This is a genomic window from Paenibacillus mangrovi (assembly GCF_022898935.1).
In the GTDB taxonomy this organism is placed as follows: Bacteria; Bacillota; Bacilli; order Paenibacillales; family Paenibacillaceae; genus Paenibacillus_AQ; species Paenibacillus_AQ mangrovi.
In genome coordinates this window covers 22623-36699 of record NZ_JALIRP010000011.1, presented here as the reverse complement: position 1 = coordinate 36699, position 14077 = coordinate 22623, and the positions used below count along the sequence as shown (strand labels likewise).

The following is a 14077-nucleotide window of genomic DNA, read 5'->3' as shown; positions in this document are numbered from 1 at the left end:
ATTCCCTCCATCCAATTCAAACTTGACGAATAATGGCTGGTGGGAGAGAATCACCCTAGAGAGTCCATCTTGGAAGCGCGCACAGAAAAGCCCGAAGCGCTTCATACGCTCCGGGCTGGTGATTAATCAGATTATTGACGGCCGGACATGGATTGTTCAGCCATTTGGACAAGGCGCTTGGTAATATATCCTCCGAGGGAACCAGTTTCACGGGAAGTCATATTGCCGTAATATCCGTCCTGAGGAATTTGAATCCCCAGTTCTTGAGCAGCTTCCATTTTCATTTGCTGCAAAGCCGTTCTTGCTTGAGGTACTACCAGATTGTTAGAACGAGATTGAGCCATAATCAGATCTCCCTTCAATTCTGCGTGTGTGTGAGTTACAAGCTTGCAAGCTTAGTATGGCTCGTCTACTGAGAGTTATACAGAAAAGAATTCATATTTTGTCTGGAGGTTTTTTACAATGAGTAAAGGTTTGTCCCTCTGGTTCGCATGCTCATCTATTTTCCTGCTAGGAGCCGCCGCTATCTCCATAAGCTATAACGGCTGGCTTGCAGTTTTTCTAGGAGTAATCGCCATTTGCAATATCGGCTGGGGATTCGTCATCAAGGCCAAGAAGAACCGTTTGAACGGTCCCGAAGCCGAGTAATCATCTAGGCAGCAGGAAGCCCATCCGTTCCTTCACGTCTGACAGCGTACGCGATGCGGTTTCCATTGCTTTGCCTGCGCCTTTTTCAAGAATATCGTACAACTGTCCGGATTCCCGGATTTCATAATATCTTTTTTGCAGAGGTTCCAGCACGCTGACAACAACCTCGGCTAAATCCTTTTTGAAGCCGCCGTACATTTGGCCTTCATATTTATTTTGAACTTCTGCCATAGACATGCCGGAGCACTCCGAGTAAATGCTCATGAGATTACTAATTTCAGGTTTTTCGGCAGGGTCATAGCGTACCTCTTTACCAGAGTCGGTCGTAGACCGGCTGATTTTCTTGCGAATTTCGTCCGGTGTGTCGAGCAAAGCGATATAACTGCCTGGGTTCGGATTGCTTTTGCTCATTTTTTTCGACGCGTCGTCTAGCGACATAATCCGTGCGCCCACTTCAGGAATATACGGCTCCGGAATCGTAAAATAATCGCCGAAGCGGTGGTTGAAGCGTCCAGCCAAATCACGGGCAAGCTCCAGGTGCTGCTTCTGGTCTTCGCCAACCGGCACGAGGTCCGCATTGTACACCAGAATGTCTGCCGCCATCAGTGAAGGATATACAAACAAACCGGCGCCAACAGATTCTTTTCCTGCCGCTTTGTCTTTGAACTGGGTCATCCGTTCAAGCTCGCCCATCGAAGTCAGGGTCGTCATAATCCAGCCGAGCTCCGCATGAGGCGGTACATGAGACTGCATGTAGACATTGGCTTTATCGGGATCGATACCGGCTGCGATGAACAAAGCTGCTACCGCTTCAGACTGTTCCCTAAGAGCCTTCGGCTCCTGCGCCACCGTGATCGCATGCAGATCAACGACCATGAAGTTGCAGGTGTAGTCATTTTGCAGCTTCACAAAATTTTTCATGGCTCCAATATAATTTCCCAGCGTCAGCTTGCCGCTTGGTTGAATTCCAGAAAGAACGGTTTTCATGAAAATCCCTCCATTAAATTGAATATACAAAAAGGCCCCACGCCCGCAAGGGACGTGAGACCGTGGTGCCACCCTTATTTGCTGTCCGGCTGTAAAGCATCACATGAACAGATGCCATCCAAAGGTCCGAAACAACCTTCTATTCCTTAACGTGGAATGGTCCGGCCGGTCTACGCGGGAAGAAGCCTCTTCCGTTCAACTCGGCACTCAAGGGTCCATTCGGCAAAATCGGCCCCACCGGTTCACATCAACCACCGGCTTTCTGAAGGTTATGCCGTCTTTGCTTACTTGTCCCTGTCATCGCGTTTACATAATCATTGAAAAGCCTTTATTCACTGCCTATGATATAGCTGATGTTGCCAAATTGTCAAACCCCTTTTCAGGAATTGCAAAATTATCTTTTGAGCAGAACCGGGCAGATATTCATAAAAGCAGTTTTTGGCTGTTGCGAATAATGTCGAAAGTGATTTTTTTACCTACAACCGTAAAATCTGTTATGATAACGTTAAAGCAGTATTAATGTAACGATCTGAATTATAAGTACGAAAAGGAGCATCGATATGAAACAAGTGACCAAAGGGCAATGGAATGGTTACGACACGTACATTCTTCATAGTCGCGAGCTTGAAGTCACGCTGCTGCCGTGGCTGGGGAACAATGTGATTTCCATCTGGGACAACATCCAGAACAGACAAGTCATCCGAAGACCCGATGAAAATGATTTGGCATTTTATATGCAAAAACCCTATCATTTCGGTATGCCGATGCTCATTCCACCTGGCAGAATTCGTGGAGGCCATTTTGAATTTGAAGGCCGCGAATACCAATTCGACCGCAATACCGCAGGTGACAACCATATCCACGGGCTGCACCGTACCCAGCCTTGGAGAGTCAGCGATATTGAAGAAGATGAAGACGGCTGTGCTGTCACAACCGAATTTCTGACCGCGGACGATCCTCACTGGATGGAACAGTTTCCGGCTCCCTTAAAGCTTGAAATGACCATGCGGCTGCAGGGTGACCGTTTGACCCAACATTTAAAAGTTACTCATTTAGGCGATTATCCGGTTCCTTTTGGTATTGGTTTCCATACCTGGTTCCTGCTCGACGGACAACCCGGTGAATGGACCCTTCATCTGCCTGTAGATGCGATTTACGGTCTCGATCAGGATTTGCTCACCACAGGTGATGTATTGCCTCTCGGTCCCCTGGAGCAGCTTAACGATGGGATGAATATACAAGGATCGAATTTCGACACACAGTTCCGGATCGGAAAAGGCCAGCCTGTAGAGGCTACCCTGCTGCGCAGCGATGGCTATGGAATCAAATATTCAGCAGATCCCAAGTACTATAAGCATTGGGTGCTATATACCAAAGGTGATGCCAATGAGTTTCTATGCATTGAACCTTATACCTGGCTCCCAAATGCCCCCAATCTCTCCTTCGGTCCTGAAGTCACCGGACTCATCCGACTCGAGCCCAAGGAGTCCATTGAAATGGATTTGCAATTAAATATGGTATACCCTATCGAATCCTAAAATAACGATAAGAATAAGGCGGCCTTCCGATGATGTCGGGAGGACGCCTTATTTTCTTTTTCATAAATATTCCCAAGATTTTTGTTATCCTCTGCTGTATGTTTTCAAATCTTTATAACCATAATAACTTCAACAAGTTCGAAGGAGGTGACAATCATGGGTCAAGCAGGTCAAGCAGGTCAAAACCAAGGACGTAGCGGTTCCAACAACCTGGTCGTACCTCAAGCAACCGCCGCACTTCAACAAATGAAAATGGAAGCTGCTCAAGAGCTGGGTGTACAAATTCCGCAAGACGGATACTACGGAAATATGACTTCCCGCGAGACTGGTTCTTTGGGAGGATATATTACAAAACGTCTGGTGCAAATGGCTGAACAGCAGCTTTCCGGTGGTCAACAATAATCTGCTTTCGGCATTTGTAAATGTGATATCGTGTCGATCTGCGGCAAGGCGTGAGCCATACCTGCGGATCATTACGGGCTAAAAATCCGTAAGAAAAGGCAGCCTTTTGAAAAAAAGGTTGCCTTTTTGGCGCTTCATTTATTATGTTCTGTATGCTGCTAATCCTGCTTTTCATGTTCAAAATTGTATGTTGTTCCTATGTTTCTAAAAATACAATAAGTGCGTTTGAATTAATAAACTTCGGCAAGTGGATCGGAGTATGTATGTCTTGGGTAGCGAATCATCAAACTCGCCATATTATAATTCGACTCTAGGATGGCATCGACAACGATCATCCCCTGCCTTACAGCAAATTCGTAACTGATCTCGCCGTGGGTCCAGTGCCGCTTATATTTTAAACTTTCCAGCGCCATGACCCGAAAGGATGAATATTGCACGGGAGTAAGTCCAGAATCTTCGGAACGCAGTTCCCCATTTCGACCCTCCAGCGGATTATGACGAATCCCGAATTTACCAATCGTATTATTGCGTATTTGCACAAACACTGTTCCTGAGGATAGGTCGTTCAGCTCTTCTTCAAGCTCTTTAAAGACTATATCAAGCTGTCTTGCTAGGGATAATTGCTCGGTTTTTATCATTCTCTTCCTCCTCTCTTCAATATTCGCCAAAAAATTTAGGGCTTATGACTCATTATAAGACAGGACTTCCGATCACACAACAATTTTAAACATAAATGGGTATTTATTACTATTATTTTCGCAATTTCGATTTTATTTAATTCAAAATTCCGCTATTTTTCTGTTTTTTATGACAAAATAACCGTAAACTCTCATTCCCTGCAAAAAAAGAGGAGGACCCATCCCACGGATGGAGACTCCTCTTGCGTTTGTCGCCTAGGGCCTAGTTCAAGCTTAATTCTGCTTAAGCCAAGTTTTCTGTCATGCTCAAAAATTCCTCGATATCCCGAGTGAGCAAATCGGCTGCACTCTGCCAGAAATCGCGTCCTGTCAGATCGGCATTCAGATGCTTTTTAGCGAGCTCTTCCACTGTCAGGGCACCGGTATCCTGCAGCAAAGCATCATATTTGTCAGCAAAGCCGGTGCCCTGCTGTAAAGCCTGCGCGTAGATACCTGTACTGAACATATAACCGAAGGTATACGGGAAGTTATAGAACGGTACGCCTGTAATGTAGAAATGAAGCTTGGAGCACCAGAACGTCGGTTCATAAGCAGACAAAGCATTGCAGTAAGCTTCCTTCTGTGCTTCCTCCATCAGATCGTTCAGCTCTTGTACGCTCAAAAGACCCTTTTTGCGTTTTTCGTAGAAGCGTGTTTCAAACAGGAAGCGGGCATGGATATTCATGTAAAAAGCAACACTGCGCTGGATTTTATCCTCAAGCAGCGCCAGCTTCTCCTGCTCATCGCTTGCTTTTTTCACCATGGCGTCAGACACGATCATTTCAGCCAATGTAGAAGCAGTTTCTGCCACATTCATGGCATAATTCTGGTTGAACACCGGCAAATCGTCCATCACATGCTGATGGTAGCCGTGTCCAAGCTCATGCGCAAGCGTGGAGACATTGGAAGCTGTTCCGCTGAAGGTCATAAAGATACGGGTTGCTTTGCTGACCGGAAGGGAAGTACAGAAGCCGCCAGGACGTTTGCCGGGACGGTCCTCCGCTTCAATCCATGATTTATCAAAAGCCATTTCGGCAAAGTTGGCCATTTTCGGGCTGAACTTACGGAACTGCTCCACAATCGTTTCCGCCGCTTCCTGATAGGAGACCTTCGATGATACCTTTCCGATCGGAGCATCGACATCTACCCAGCTCAGTTTTTCGACTCCTAGCAGTTTAGCTTTGCGTTCCATGTATTTGAGGAGCATCGGTTTGTTGTCCTGGATCACACTCCACATCGAACCCAGTGTTGCATTCGACATCCGGTTAATGGCCAGCGGCTCCTTCAATACCTCATCCCAGCCGCGGCGCTCATACAGCTTCAGTCTGAAGCCGCCGAGGTGATTCAGCGTATCTCCGCAGAAGTCGGCTTTGTCCGCCCAAGCTTCCTTCCATTTTACGAACATTGCATCGCGGACTTCCTTATCCGCATCATACAGTTTGTTATGGGCCTGTCCTGCAGACAACAGCACGGTTTCTCCGTCGACTTCAAACGGAATTTTCACGTGGCTTACCACCGTATCGTAATGGTCGCTCCAGCCATGATAACCGTCGACAGCCAAATCCAGCGCCAGGCTTTCTAGCTCAGGACTGAGCTTTTCACGAGCTTGGTCGCGGCTTTCATTCAAGACAAAAGAAATCGGCTGGATTTCATCGCGACCCATCCATCCTTTCCATGTCTCATCATCGGTACGGCCAAGGATATCGTCAAACTGGGTGATGATCGTATTTAAAAGGGCATGCAAGGTTGTAATCCGGCCAGCCAGTTGAACCGCTTTTTTGTCCCCTTGATCCTGTGCCTGCAGACAGCTTACAAAAGCACTGCCTTCTGAGAGGCGGGAAATGCAGCTGCCCATGCTTGAAATGATACCGTCAAGCCCTTTGGTCTCTTCAAGATTCGTTGGCGCGGTCGCGGAGTTGACATCCTCTTTCAGCTTCACAAGATCCTTTTCAAGGGTATCCAGGAACGTTTGATATTCAGTAGAAGCAGATCCTCCTGGGAAAATGGACTCCAGATCCCATGTCAATTTCAAATTGTTATTCATTACAGATCACCATTCCTTTACATAAGTTTCATTTGATTGGTATTCATGTTAAGGTGTATAACTGAAAGAAAAACATCCTTTAATAAATCCTTTGGAGGGATGCTCGTCATGAGACCACTGCAAATATCACCCGAAACGGCTGTTAAGCTGTCGGAGAAACTGGGAGTTCCGCTCGAACATCTCATGCACATGCCGCAGCATATTCTGCTGCAAAAAATTGCTGAGCTTGGCAAAGAACAAACGAATGAGGATCAAGCGGACAAGAAGGACGGTCAATGATCCCTTTCGCAAATACTTGGCCTTATGACAAGCAGATGGGCGACATTTATGTGCATGAATGCCCGTTTTGCGGAGCCGGAAATGTAAGACTGAATCTCAAACCCAGCGAACTGAAAAGCATCAATGAAGGCAGAAAAAAGCTGGTCGTTTTCCCCTGCTGCAGCAGCCGGCTAAACGTACTCGAGACCGATAACGACTATCTGCGGTTCGATCAACCCGTACGCTAAAATGTACCCGACTTTAGACAAAACACGCATGTTCTATGCGTGTTTTGTGCTTACCTGTTCATTTCAGGCCAGATTCATTTCTTCAGGCAGCTCCAGCTTCCGTGCCAGCATTTGCTCGCGAAGAACACCCCATTGTTCCCGTGAAGCACGGATCATTGCCGCATCCACGATTTTTTTGTCGTTTATGACCCTTGAGAACCATTTGACCGCCTGGCTGAATTCGCCGATTCGGCGGTTCAACTCCCCGATCAAATAGAGCAGACGGGCATTATTGGCTCCGACGCCTTCAAATTCATAAACCTTAATGTAGGATTCAAGAGAGTATTTCAAGAAACGCTGCTCCTGCTCCTCGTCCCCTTTATAACGGTACAGCCAGGCGATGTGATGAAGAAGGCTCGCAATGTTCCGCTCTTTCTCTCCAATCGTCTGTGCGACAAGCAGAGCCAGCTTGTACGTTTCAAGGGCAGCCTCCCATTCTCTGTGTCCGCTGAAATCGCGCTCCAGCCAGCGGCTGCTGATGTTTTCGGCAAACCGTTTATTTTGCGCATCATTCAAGCGTTCAGTCGAATTTTCGGTTGAAGCAAAGCCGCACTTCGGACAAACTCTGACAACGTAATAATCGGGATTTTCATCCTTGTAATAAGCGCAAAAGTCGGAGTCGGTCCGGATTGCTTTTTTGAAGCTGGGACGTACGCGTGAGGTATTAAATCCATGCTCGCAGTAATAGCAGGTCACTTTGATGGAGTATAGAGGTTCTAAGGTCAACATCCCCACATTCCTTTCATGTCTTTCGTCTAGGTGCCAGGGCATTATTTTAACAAGTACAAATTATTTCCATTATATCAAAAAACAAAAAAAGGTGCTAAACGTTTGTTTAGCACCTTAGGGTATTTAGTAGCTGCTCCAATCCTCTTCGCCGGGATGGACCAATGAGGCGCGAATAACATACACGAAAGCGCAGACAAGAACACCGACGACAATACTCATGATCTCAGCACTCCATCCATATATTAAAATTTGGATATTAAATAGTAGTTGGTATATACATTTTAGCATACATTCGTCAAAAAAACATTATGCTTTGTAAACGCTTTCTAACTTTTTTTGTACTGTTTGTCCGATGTAAATCATAAATTTTAGGAAAACAGATTTGATTCGAATGACCCATTCATTACCAGGAAGGTGTGACTATGTCCGTAAAAAAGCTGAGTCTCCCCTTGATGCTGGCTTCATTCGCCGGTTTGCTGCTGCTCATGATCCTTTTTCCCGGAGCTTATCTTGAATCCGCTTTGCGTGGACTGGCCATCTGGTGGGATATTCTCTTTCCTTCCTTGTTCCCGTTTTTCATCATCTCGGAAATGATGCTGGGCTTTGGCGTCGTGCATTTACTCGGAACGCTCATGGACCCGCTGATGAAGCCGCTTTTCCGCATTCCGGGCAGCGGAGGTTTTGTAGCAGCGATGGGTTACGTTTCTGGCTATCCGATCGGTGCCAAGCTCACCGCCAAGCTGTGGGAACAGAATATGATCACCCGGGACGAAGGAGAACGGCTAGTGGCCTTTACGACGTCGTCAGACCCTATTTTTCTGATTGGCGCCGTATCAGTGGGCTTCTTCCATGACTCCAAAATTGCTGTCATCCTGGCAGCGGCTCATTATGGGGGTGGCTTCCTGATCGGGATTCTCATGCGTTTTCATGGTCAGCAGAAGACTGGATCTGGAGTTTCTAACGGTTTAGGCCCGACACCAGAGCGAGCGATGGATTCCGCTAAAAAAGGCGGTCGTGTCCAGAGCGCTTTTGCCGCGATGCATCAGGCTAGAATGCAGGACGGCCGAAGCATAGGCGAAATGCTTCGGCAGGCGGTGGAATCCTCTTTGAAGCTTATTATTGTCGTCGGAGGGCTGGTCGTATTCTTTTCCGTATTCCTGGAGCTGCTGACGCAGGCTGGTGTAATGAAGAGCCTCTACCTTATTCTCGACAAAATACTCACAGCTGTCGGATTTCCTGCTTCATTATCCGAAGCGCTGATTGGCGGACTTTTTGAAGTAACGCTCGGAGCACGTTCCGCAGGTGAAGCGGCTGCCTCAGTACCTTTGCCTTACAAAGCAGCCGCCGCGGCTTTTATCTTGTCCTGGGGCGGACTCTCCGTTCATGCTCAAATTGCAAGTATTCTGCATGCAACCAATTTGCGGTACCTGCCCTTTATGATTGCGCGTTTGATTCATGCCATACTGGCTGCAGTCCTTATATTGCTGCTGTGGGATCCGCTGATGGGCAATCTGAGACCTTCTCCCGCATTCCGTCCTGAGCCGGAACTTAGCCTGGTCTCTGCTGCAGGAGGTTTTGCGGACCGGATTGCCTACTTGTGCATCCTGATTGTTTTCATTACTTTGGCTTCCGTGTTCTGGAGCTGGATCCGTGCTTTATGGCACCAAGGAAACGGTAAAGCAGCTAAATGAACGTTGTGTTATGCTCCGATATTGTTTATGATCGTTATATACCCAAACAAAGGAGCCTAACTCTCTTGAGATATTATGTCCTGGATCGCGGTGATCAGTTGTCAGTTGATTTGAGCGAGCAGTTCCATAAGCTAGCCGCTGAACGCGGATTCCGATTGGATGCCGAATCTCCCGAGATTGTCATTTCAATTGGCGGAGACGGCACGATGCTTCATGCTTTTCATACATTTATTGACCATATTCCCGATATCGCTTTTGTTGGTGTTCATACCGGCCATCTCGGATTCTATGCTGACTGGCAGGCAGACGAGCTGCCTCAGCTGATTGACCTGATGAGTTCTGCCAGCAAATCCGGCTCCATCCGCCCGCGGATCGTTAAATACCCGCTACTCGAGCTGGAAATCCATAGAAAATCGGGCAATGCTTCTTATATTGCACTCAATGAATTTACACTTAAGGGCGTGGACGGAACCGTCGTGGCCCAAGTGGATATCAACGACCAGACCTTTGAAATGTTCCGTGGCGACGGCATTTGCATCTCGACACCATCCGGAAGTACCGCCTACAATAAAAGTCTTGGCGGAGCGATGGTACATCCGACGATTGAAGCGCTGCAGATCGCGGAAATTGCCTCGATCAACAACCGTGTGTTCCGTACGATGGGTTCGCCCTTGCTGCTGCCAAAGCATCATCACACTGACATATTCTCTCGGAAGGAACAGCGTCTGTTGCTTACGATCGATCATGTCAACATTCAGGTCGACGATTTAATCTCTGTAAGCTGCCAGGTCGCGAAAGAAAAGGTAAGCTTTGCACGTTACCGTCCGTTTCCGTTCTGGAACCGTGTCAGAGAGGCTTTCCTTGGATAAACGCTGCTTATTATTTTATATCAGATACTAAAAAACGGTTCCCTATTGGGAACCGTTTTTGACTTTCTCCGGCTTGTCCTGTTTTTCCATTTTCCCGGATTTTTCAGGTCTATCCTGTTTCTCTGGTTGTTTTTCCTGCTTCTCCGGCTTCTCTACCCTCTCCGGTTGATCAAGCTTTTCGGGTTTTTCCTGCTTCTCCTTCTCTTTCGGCTGCCCATCCCGATTCTTTTGCAGGACGAAGTAAGCACACCCGAAATTGCAGTACTCATTAATGTAATCCAGCATTCCGGAATAAGCCGAATCTTTGTTGGATTTAGGATGCTTATCCCGAAAAAATCCCTTTAACCGCAGCTGGTTGTAGCCCCAGTCTCCGATAATATAATCGTAGCGGTCCAGCACTTCGCTGTACCGGTCGCGAAAGGCTTCAGGGTTCCAGCCATTTTTATGGTCTTTCAGCAGCTCGTAGCTTTTTCCTCCAATGAGAATCAAATGTGCTCCCCCTGCCTTTCGTTCAAAGAAAAAATAATAATGATTATTTGTGGCTTGCCGCTGATTTTACCTGCTCATGGGCATGGTAGGAGCTGCGTACGAGCGGACCGGATTCAACGTGGCTGAACCCTCTCTTCATGCCTTCCTCCTTCAGCTTAACAAACTCATCCGGATGATAATATTTAGCAACGTTCAAATGCTGTGGAGATGGTTGTAAATATTGGCCGATCGTCATAATATCGCAATCCACAGCATGCAGGTCGTCCATTGCCTGCAAAATTTCATCCCATTCCTCACCTACACCCAGCATGATGCTCGATTTGGTTGGAATATTAGGCTGCATTTCCTTCGCTTTTTTCAAAAGCTCCAGAGAACGGTGATATTTCGCTTTCGCGCGCACGCGATTCGACATGCGTTCTACAGTTTCGATGTTGTGATTTAGAATATCCGGTTTGGCATCCATAACGACCTTAAGTGCATCCCAATTTCCCATGAAGTCAGGAATAAGAACCTCGACGCTGCACAGCGGCAGGCGTTTGCGGATGGCCTTAACGGTTTCAGCGAAAATCATAGCGCCTCCGTCAGATAGATCATCCCGTGCGACGCTTGTCACAACACAGTGTTTCAATCCCATATTCTCAGCGGCTTCGGCCACCCGTTCAGGCTCCTGCAAATCCAACTCGGTAGGTCTTCCCGTATTGACTGCACAAAAACGGCAGGCACGCGTACAAATATCACCCAATATCATAAAAGTCGCTGTACGGTTCGCCCAGCATTCATATATGTTAGGGCAACGCGCTTCTTCACACACAGTGTGTAGTGTCTTCGAGCGCATCATGCTCTTGATCTCTTGATAGTTGTCACCGGTTGTCAGTTTGATGCGAATCCAGTCCGGCTTTGGTTCCTTAACGGTTTGATTAGGCAATGATTTGACCTTCTTTCGCTCATGATTAACTACTGCATGCCCCATATTATATCATGAAATAACTCAAAATACTTCCATTTCCCAAGCGGGATAAAATGGCTTCTCTTGTACCAATCTAAACTTATTCCCGTTCGGGCCGGATAAAAAGCCTATAAGCTGCCAGCAGGAGGTACACAATGAGAATATCCATTTCAAAGCTGAATAAAATCCGCCGTTCACTAATTTGCGCTGCTGCTGCAGCTATCGTCTTTGGATCCGTGGCCTCTCCTGTATGGGGGGCCTCCAATCCCGCTCCTGCGCAAGCAGCGGAATCGCTGGACAAGCTGAGCCGGGAGGAAATACTTACCTCGAGAAAAAAACTCTACGAGAGCGTTGCCGCAGTAACCCATATTCCATGGTACCGCCTCGCAGCAATTGACCAATATGAGCACACGCTGACGAAAGTCCATCCAAAGGACCGCAGCCACCCTGCGAGGCTAACTGGCATTTTCATGAACGAGCCCGTATGGACCGGCATGTTCAATCCCGATCAGAAGGATAGCAATCCGCACTCCATCAGCATTTTTAACGGCTATGGCAAAGACGGATCCGGTGACGGGCACGCGGATATGAACAATGATATGGATGTGCTGTACAGCATGGCTTCCTATCTGATCCGCTACGGTCAATCCGAGGATGATTTCAGCATCGCACTCTGGGAATATTACCATAACAGCCGTTCTGTTCAGCGAATCCGGCAGTTTTCGAAGCTTTATGAGAAGTTTCAGACGCTGGACTTGTCAGGACACGCTTTTCCTCTGCCTATCTCCAATTCCTACGCATACCGCAGCACATGGGGAACTGGCCGAAGCTGGGGCGGATACCGCATACACGAAGGAACCGATATTTTTGCTCCCTACGGGATGCCGGTACGAAGCACCTGCTACGGCATCGTGGAGCTGAAAGGCTGGAACCGTTACGGGGGCTGGCGCATCGGCATCCGGGATCTGGAAAATCGTTACCATTATTACGCCCACCTACAGGGTTTTGAGAAAAACTTGAAACAGGGCGATATCGTCATTCCCGGCCAGACGATCGGCTGGGTCGGAAGCTCCGGATACGGAAAACCCGGAACTCAAGGGAAGTTCCCGCCGCATCTGCACTATGGCATTTACCGGGACAGTGGACTTGTGGAATGGTCATTTGATCCCTATCCGCTGCTTCGGCACTGGGAGAAGGAAGAACATCAGGCCATCAAGAAAAAGAAAAAAGGAACTTCCTGACGGAAGAATCCTTTGTAGTCTTAAAAAACAACTTCACGAGCCTGAGTCATGCCCCTCTTCATGGGCAGTCGACTCAGGCTTTATTTTTCCCTTAATTTATTCTTCTTCATCTAAGCCAGAACATCAACCGTTGTTCACCGCCGTCATACAGACGCCACACCGCGCGCTGGGAGCTTTGCGCTATCCTTAATGAGTCTCCGAAGTTTCAGACTTCTCGCCCTTGTCACCAGGCTTTTCCGGTTTTCCAGTTGAGATGCCAGGTATCGCCGGAGTCTCTTTTCCTTGTCCGTTCTGGCCTGTATGTGAGGATGCCGTATTATCGGTAATGCCCGGCAGACCAATATTCGGCGCATTGACACCGTTACTTCCTACAGGCTGTCCCTGACTGTTGTAATAGTACATCGGCACATCACCAACCACCATAAGATAAGAGACCGGAATTTCCGTGTCGATCACTTCTGGCTCCATGTCAAAAGGAATGATCACCGCCACCTCTACGGTTACATGGATATAGACCTCGACCAGCACCATGTTAATGCCAGCATCCTTCTCCCTCGTTTTGAGATCCACCTTGACAGCTCCTTGCGGTTCGATACGGATCGGCACGTTCGGACCGAAGGAAGCGATGAGGGGACTCCCAAGCGCCTGCCCGATCGGAATGCTTTCAGACAGCATATGCTTGTTTTGCAGCGTGGTCTGCACTACCTTAAACGTATCCGAAGTAATCTTCATATGTTCCGCATAATTCAACATGAATCCGGAGACTTTTCCGGAGGAATCCATTTTCCAGTCGATCAGCTGCTCTGCATTTTTACCCTGTGCGACTTGAGAAGCAATGGCTTCATTAATGGCATCCGTACCGATCTGCTTCATACGGATTTTCGCCAGGTGCATGATCGGAGGTTTCATATGGTTCTCCACAAAACCAAAAAATTGCAGCAAAAGGATCAGAAACACGAGCGAACCGATCAGCCACACCTTCCTCCGGCTCCGCGGCTTGCTCACTCCCCTGCTCCGCCATCTCGCTCTTCTTTTCATGTCCTGCCCATCCCTCCTTGGAAGAAGAGGTCGCTTACCTTATCAGCATATGTCCCTGTCCCGAAAAAAAGAAGAGCAAGCCATAGTCACCCGCCGATTGGGCAGCATCGATCCGGCATATACTTTTGGTATAATGGAAAATAACCATGAAGTGTTTTGAGGAAGACGAAAAATAATTAAGTAGCGGCCGTATCCTTTTACCACTGCCTGAACGTTCTATATATAGAGGCCTC

The 14077-nt window shown here is 47.7% G+C and carries 16 protein-coding genes; 8 read left to right on the top strand and 8 right to left on the bottom strand.

Annotated features, from left to right (window positions below):
- Positions 1-131: 131 nt before the first annotated feature.
- Positions 132-344 carry an alpha/beta-type small acid-soluble spore protein gene (locus MUG84_RS21945; RefSeq protein ID WP_244728945.1) on the bottom strand — a complete coding sequence of 71 codons (213 nt, stop codon included), beginning with the start codon at positions 342-344 and terminating at the stop codon, positions 132-134.
- Between the two features lie 118 nt (positions 345-462).
- On the opposite strand from MUG84_RS21945, the gene MUG84_RS21940 reads away from it, so the two are divergent.
- Positions 463-648: a hypothetical protein gene (locus MUG84_RS21940; protein ID WP_244728943.1), complete on the top strand. Its 186-nt coding sequence runs from the start codon at positions 463-465 to the stop codon at positions 646-648.
- Here the strand turns inward: MUG84_RS21940 and trpS are convergent, their stop codons facing one another.
- Positions 649-1635, bottom strand: coding sequence for a tryptophan--tRNA ligase (trpS, locus tag MUG84_RS21935; RefSeq protein WP_244728940.1), 987 nt, complete (start codon positions 1633-1635; stop codon positions 649-651). It lies immediately after the preceding gene.
- 560 nt (positions 1636-2195) lie between these two features.
- On the opposite strand from trpS, the gene MUG84_RS21930 reads away from it, so the two are divergent.
- Both MUG84_RS21930 and MUG84_RS21925 read left to right on the top strand, forming a co-directional pair.
- Positions 2196-3173: an aldose 1-epimerase gene (locus tag MUG84_RS21930; RefSeq protein WP_244728938.1), complete on the top strand. Its 978-nt coding sequence runs from the start codon at positions 2196-2198 to the stop codon at positions 3171-3173.
- A gap of 156 nt (positions 3174-3329) precedes the next feature.
- Positions 3330-3575, top strand: a complete 246-nt coding sequence (locus MUG84_RS21925) for an alpha/beta-type small acid-soluble spore protein (RefSeq protein ID WP_244728936.1) — start codon at positions 3330-3332, stop codon at positions 3573-3575.
- A gap of 230 nt (positions 3576-3805) precedes the next feature.
- On the opposite strand, the gene MUG84_RS21920 is transcribed toward MUG84_RS21925, so the two are convergent.
- Together MUG84_RS21920 and MUG84_RS21915 are read right to left on the bottom strand one after the other, a co-directional pair.
- A complete protein-coding gene (locus MUG84_RS21920) occupies positions 3806-4213 on the bottom strand; it encodes an O-methyltransferase (RefSeq protein ID WP_244728934.1) in 408 nt (135 codons plus the stop codon).
- Between the two features lie 283 nt (positions 4214-4496).
- Entirely contained in the window at positions 4497-6296 is a 1800-nt protein-coding gene (locus MUG84_RS21915; RefSeq protein WP_244728932.1) for a M3 family oligoendopeptidase, read from the bottom strand.
- Between the two features lie 108 nt (positions 6297-6404).
- Between MUG84_RS21915 and MUG84_RS21910 the strand changes: the two genes are divergently transcribed.
- Both MUG84_RS21910 and MUG84_RS21905 read left to right on the top strand, forming a co-directional pair.
- Positions 6405-6575: a YycC family protein gene (locus MUG84_RS21910; protein WP_244728931.1), complete on the top strand. Its 171-nt coding sequence runs from the start codon at positions 6405-6407 to the stop codon at positions 6573-6575.
- Positions 6572-6802, top strand: a complete 231-nt coding sequence (locus MUG84_RS21905) for a hypothetical protein (RefSeq protein ID WP_244728930.1) — start codon at positions 6572-6574, stop codon at positions 6800-6802. Before MUG84_RS21910 ends, MUG84_RS21905 begins: the two co-directional genes overlap by 4 nt.
- A 63-nt stretch (positions 6803-6865) precedes the next feature.
- Here the strand turns inward: MUG84_RS21905 and MUG84_RS21900 are convergent, their stop codons facing one another.
- Positions 6866-7567, bottom strand: a complete 702-nt coding sequence (locus tag MUG84_RS21900) for a DUF2225 domain-containing protein (RefSeq protein WP_244729163.1) — start codon at positions 7565-7567, stop codon at positions 6866-6868.
- Between the two features lie 425 nt (positions 7568-7992).
- Here MUG84_RS21900 and ylbJ point away from each other — a divergent pair, with 425 nt between their 5' ends.
- Both ylbJ and MUG84_RS21890 read left to right on the top strand, forming a co-directional pair.
- A complete protein-coding gene (gene ylbJ / locus MUG84_RS21895; protein WP_244728929.1) occupies positions 7993-9261 on the top strand; it encodes a sporulation integral membrane protein YlbJ in 1269 nt (422 codons plus the stop codon).
- 65 nt (positions 9262-9326) lie between these two features.
- On the top strand, positions 9327-10130 hold the full coding sequence (locus MUG84_RS21890) for an NAD kinase (RefSeq protein WP_244728928.1): 804 nt from the start codon (positions 9327-9329) through the stop codon (positions 10128-10130).
- A 42-nt stretch (positions 10131-10172) separates the two neighbouring features.
- Here MUG84_RS21890 and MUG84_RS21885 read toward each other — a convergent pair whose 3' ends face one another.
- Both MUG84_RS21885 and lipA read right to left on the bottom strand, forming a co-directional pair.
- The gene (locus MUG84_RS21885) at positions 10173-10619 is read right to left on the bottom strand and encodes a YutD family protein (RefSeq protein ID WP_244728927.1); all 447 of its coding nucleotides are present in this window, start codon (positions 10617-10619) and stop codon (positions 10173-10175) included.
- A 43-nt stretch (positions 10620-10662) separates the two neighbouring features.
- Positions 10663-11589 (bottom strand): lipoyl synthase, encoded by a 927-nt coding sequence (gene lipA / locus MUG84_RS21880; protein ID WP_280521454.1) that lies wholly within the window; start codon positions 11587-11589, stop codon positions 10663-10665.
- A 131-nt stretch (positions 11590-11720) separates the two neighbouring features.
- Between lipA and MUG84_RS21875 the strand changes: the two genes are divergently transcribed.
- Positions 11721-12806, top strand: a complete 1086-nt coding sequence (locus tag MUG84_RS21875; protein ID WP_244728925.1) for a M23 family metallopeptidase — start codon at positions 11721-11723, stop codon at positions 12804-12806.
- 186 nt (positions 12807-12992) lie between these two features.
- Here MUG84_RS21875 and yunB read toward each other — a convergent pair whose 3' ends face one another.
- Positions 12993-13844 (bottom strand): sporulation protein YunB, encoded by an 852-nt coding sequence (gene yunB / locus MUG84_RS21870; protein ID WP_244728924.1) that lies wholly within the window; start codon positions 13842-13844, stop codon positions 12993-12995.
- Positions 13845-14077 lie beyond the last annotated feature (233 nt).

Excerpts from the sequence above, each read along its gene's own strand:
- MUG84_RS21945 (WP_244728945.1), bottom strand. The coding sequence starts at position 344 with ATGGCTCAATCTCGTTCTAACAATCTGGTAGTACCTCAAGCAAGAACG.
- MUG84_RS21940 (WP_244728943.1), top strand. The coding sequence starts at position 463 with ATGAGTAAAGGTTTGTCCCTCTGGTTCGCATGCTCATCTATTTTCCTG.
- trpS (WP_244728940.1), bottom strand. The coding sequence starts at position 1,635 with ATGAAAACCGTTCTTTCTGGAATTCAACCAAGCGGCAAGCTGACGCTG.
- MUG84_RS21930 (WP_244728938.1), top strand. The coding sequence starts at position 2,196 with ATGAAACAAGTGACCAAAGGGCAATGGAATGGTTACGACACGTACATT.
- MUG84_RS21925 (WP_244728936.1), top strand. The coding sequence starts at position 3,330 with ATGGGTCAAGCAGGTCAAGCAGGTCAAAACCAAGGACGTAGCGGTTCC.
- MUG84_RS21920 (WP_244728934.1), bottom strand. The coding sequence starts at position 4,213 with ATGATAAAAACCGAGCAATTATCCCTAGCAAGACAGCTTGATATAGTC.
- MUG84_RS21915 (WP_244728932.1), bottom strand. The coding sequence starts at position 6,296 with ATGAATAACAATTTGAAATTGACATGGGATCTGGAGTCCATTTTCCCA.
- MUG84_RS21910 (WP_244728931.1), top strand. The coding sequence starts at position 6,405 with ATGAGACCACTGCAAATATCACCCGAAACGGCTGTTAAGCTGTCGGAG.
- MUG84_RS21905 (WP_244728930.1), top strand. The coding sequence starts at position 6,572 with ATGATCCCTTTCGCAAATACTTGGCCTTATGACAAGCAGATGGGCGAC.
- ylbJ (WP_244728929.1), top strand. The coding sequence starts at position 7,993 with ATGTCCGTAAAAAAGCTGAGTCTCCCCTTGATGCTGGCTTCATTCGCC.
- lipA (WP_280521454.1), bottom strand. The coding sequence starts at position 11,589 with ATGGGGCATGCAGTAGTTAATCATGAGCGAAAGAAGGTCAAATCATTG.
- MUG84_RS21875 (WP_244728925.1), top strand. The coding sequence starts at position 11,721 with ATGAGAATATCCATTTCAAAGCTGAATAAAATCCGCCGTTCACTAATT.
- yunB (WP_244728924.1), bottom strand. The coding sequence starts at position 13,844 with ATGAAAAGAAGAGCGAGATGGCGGAGCAGGGGAGTGAGCAAGCCGCGG.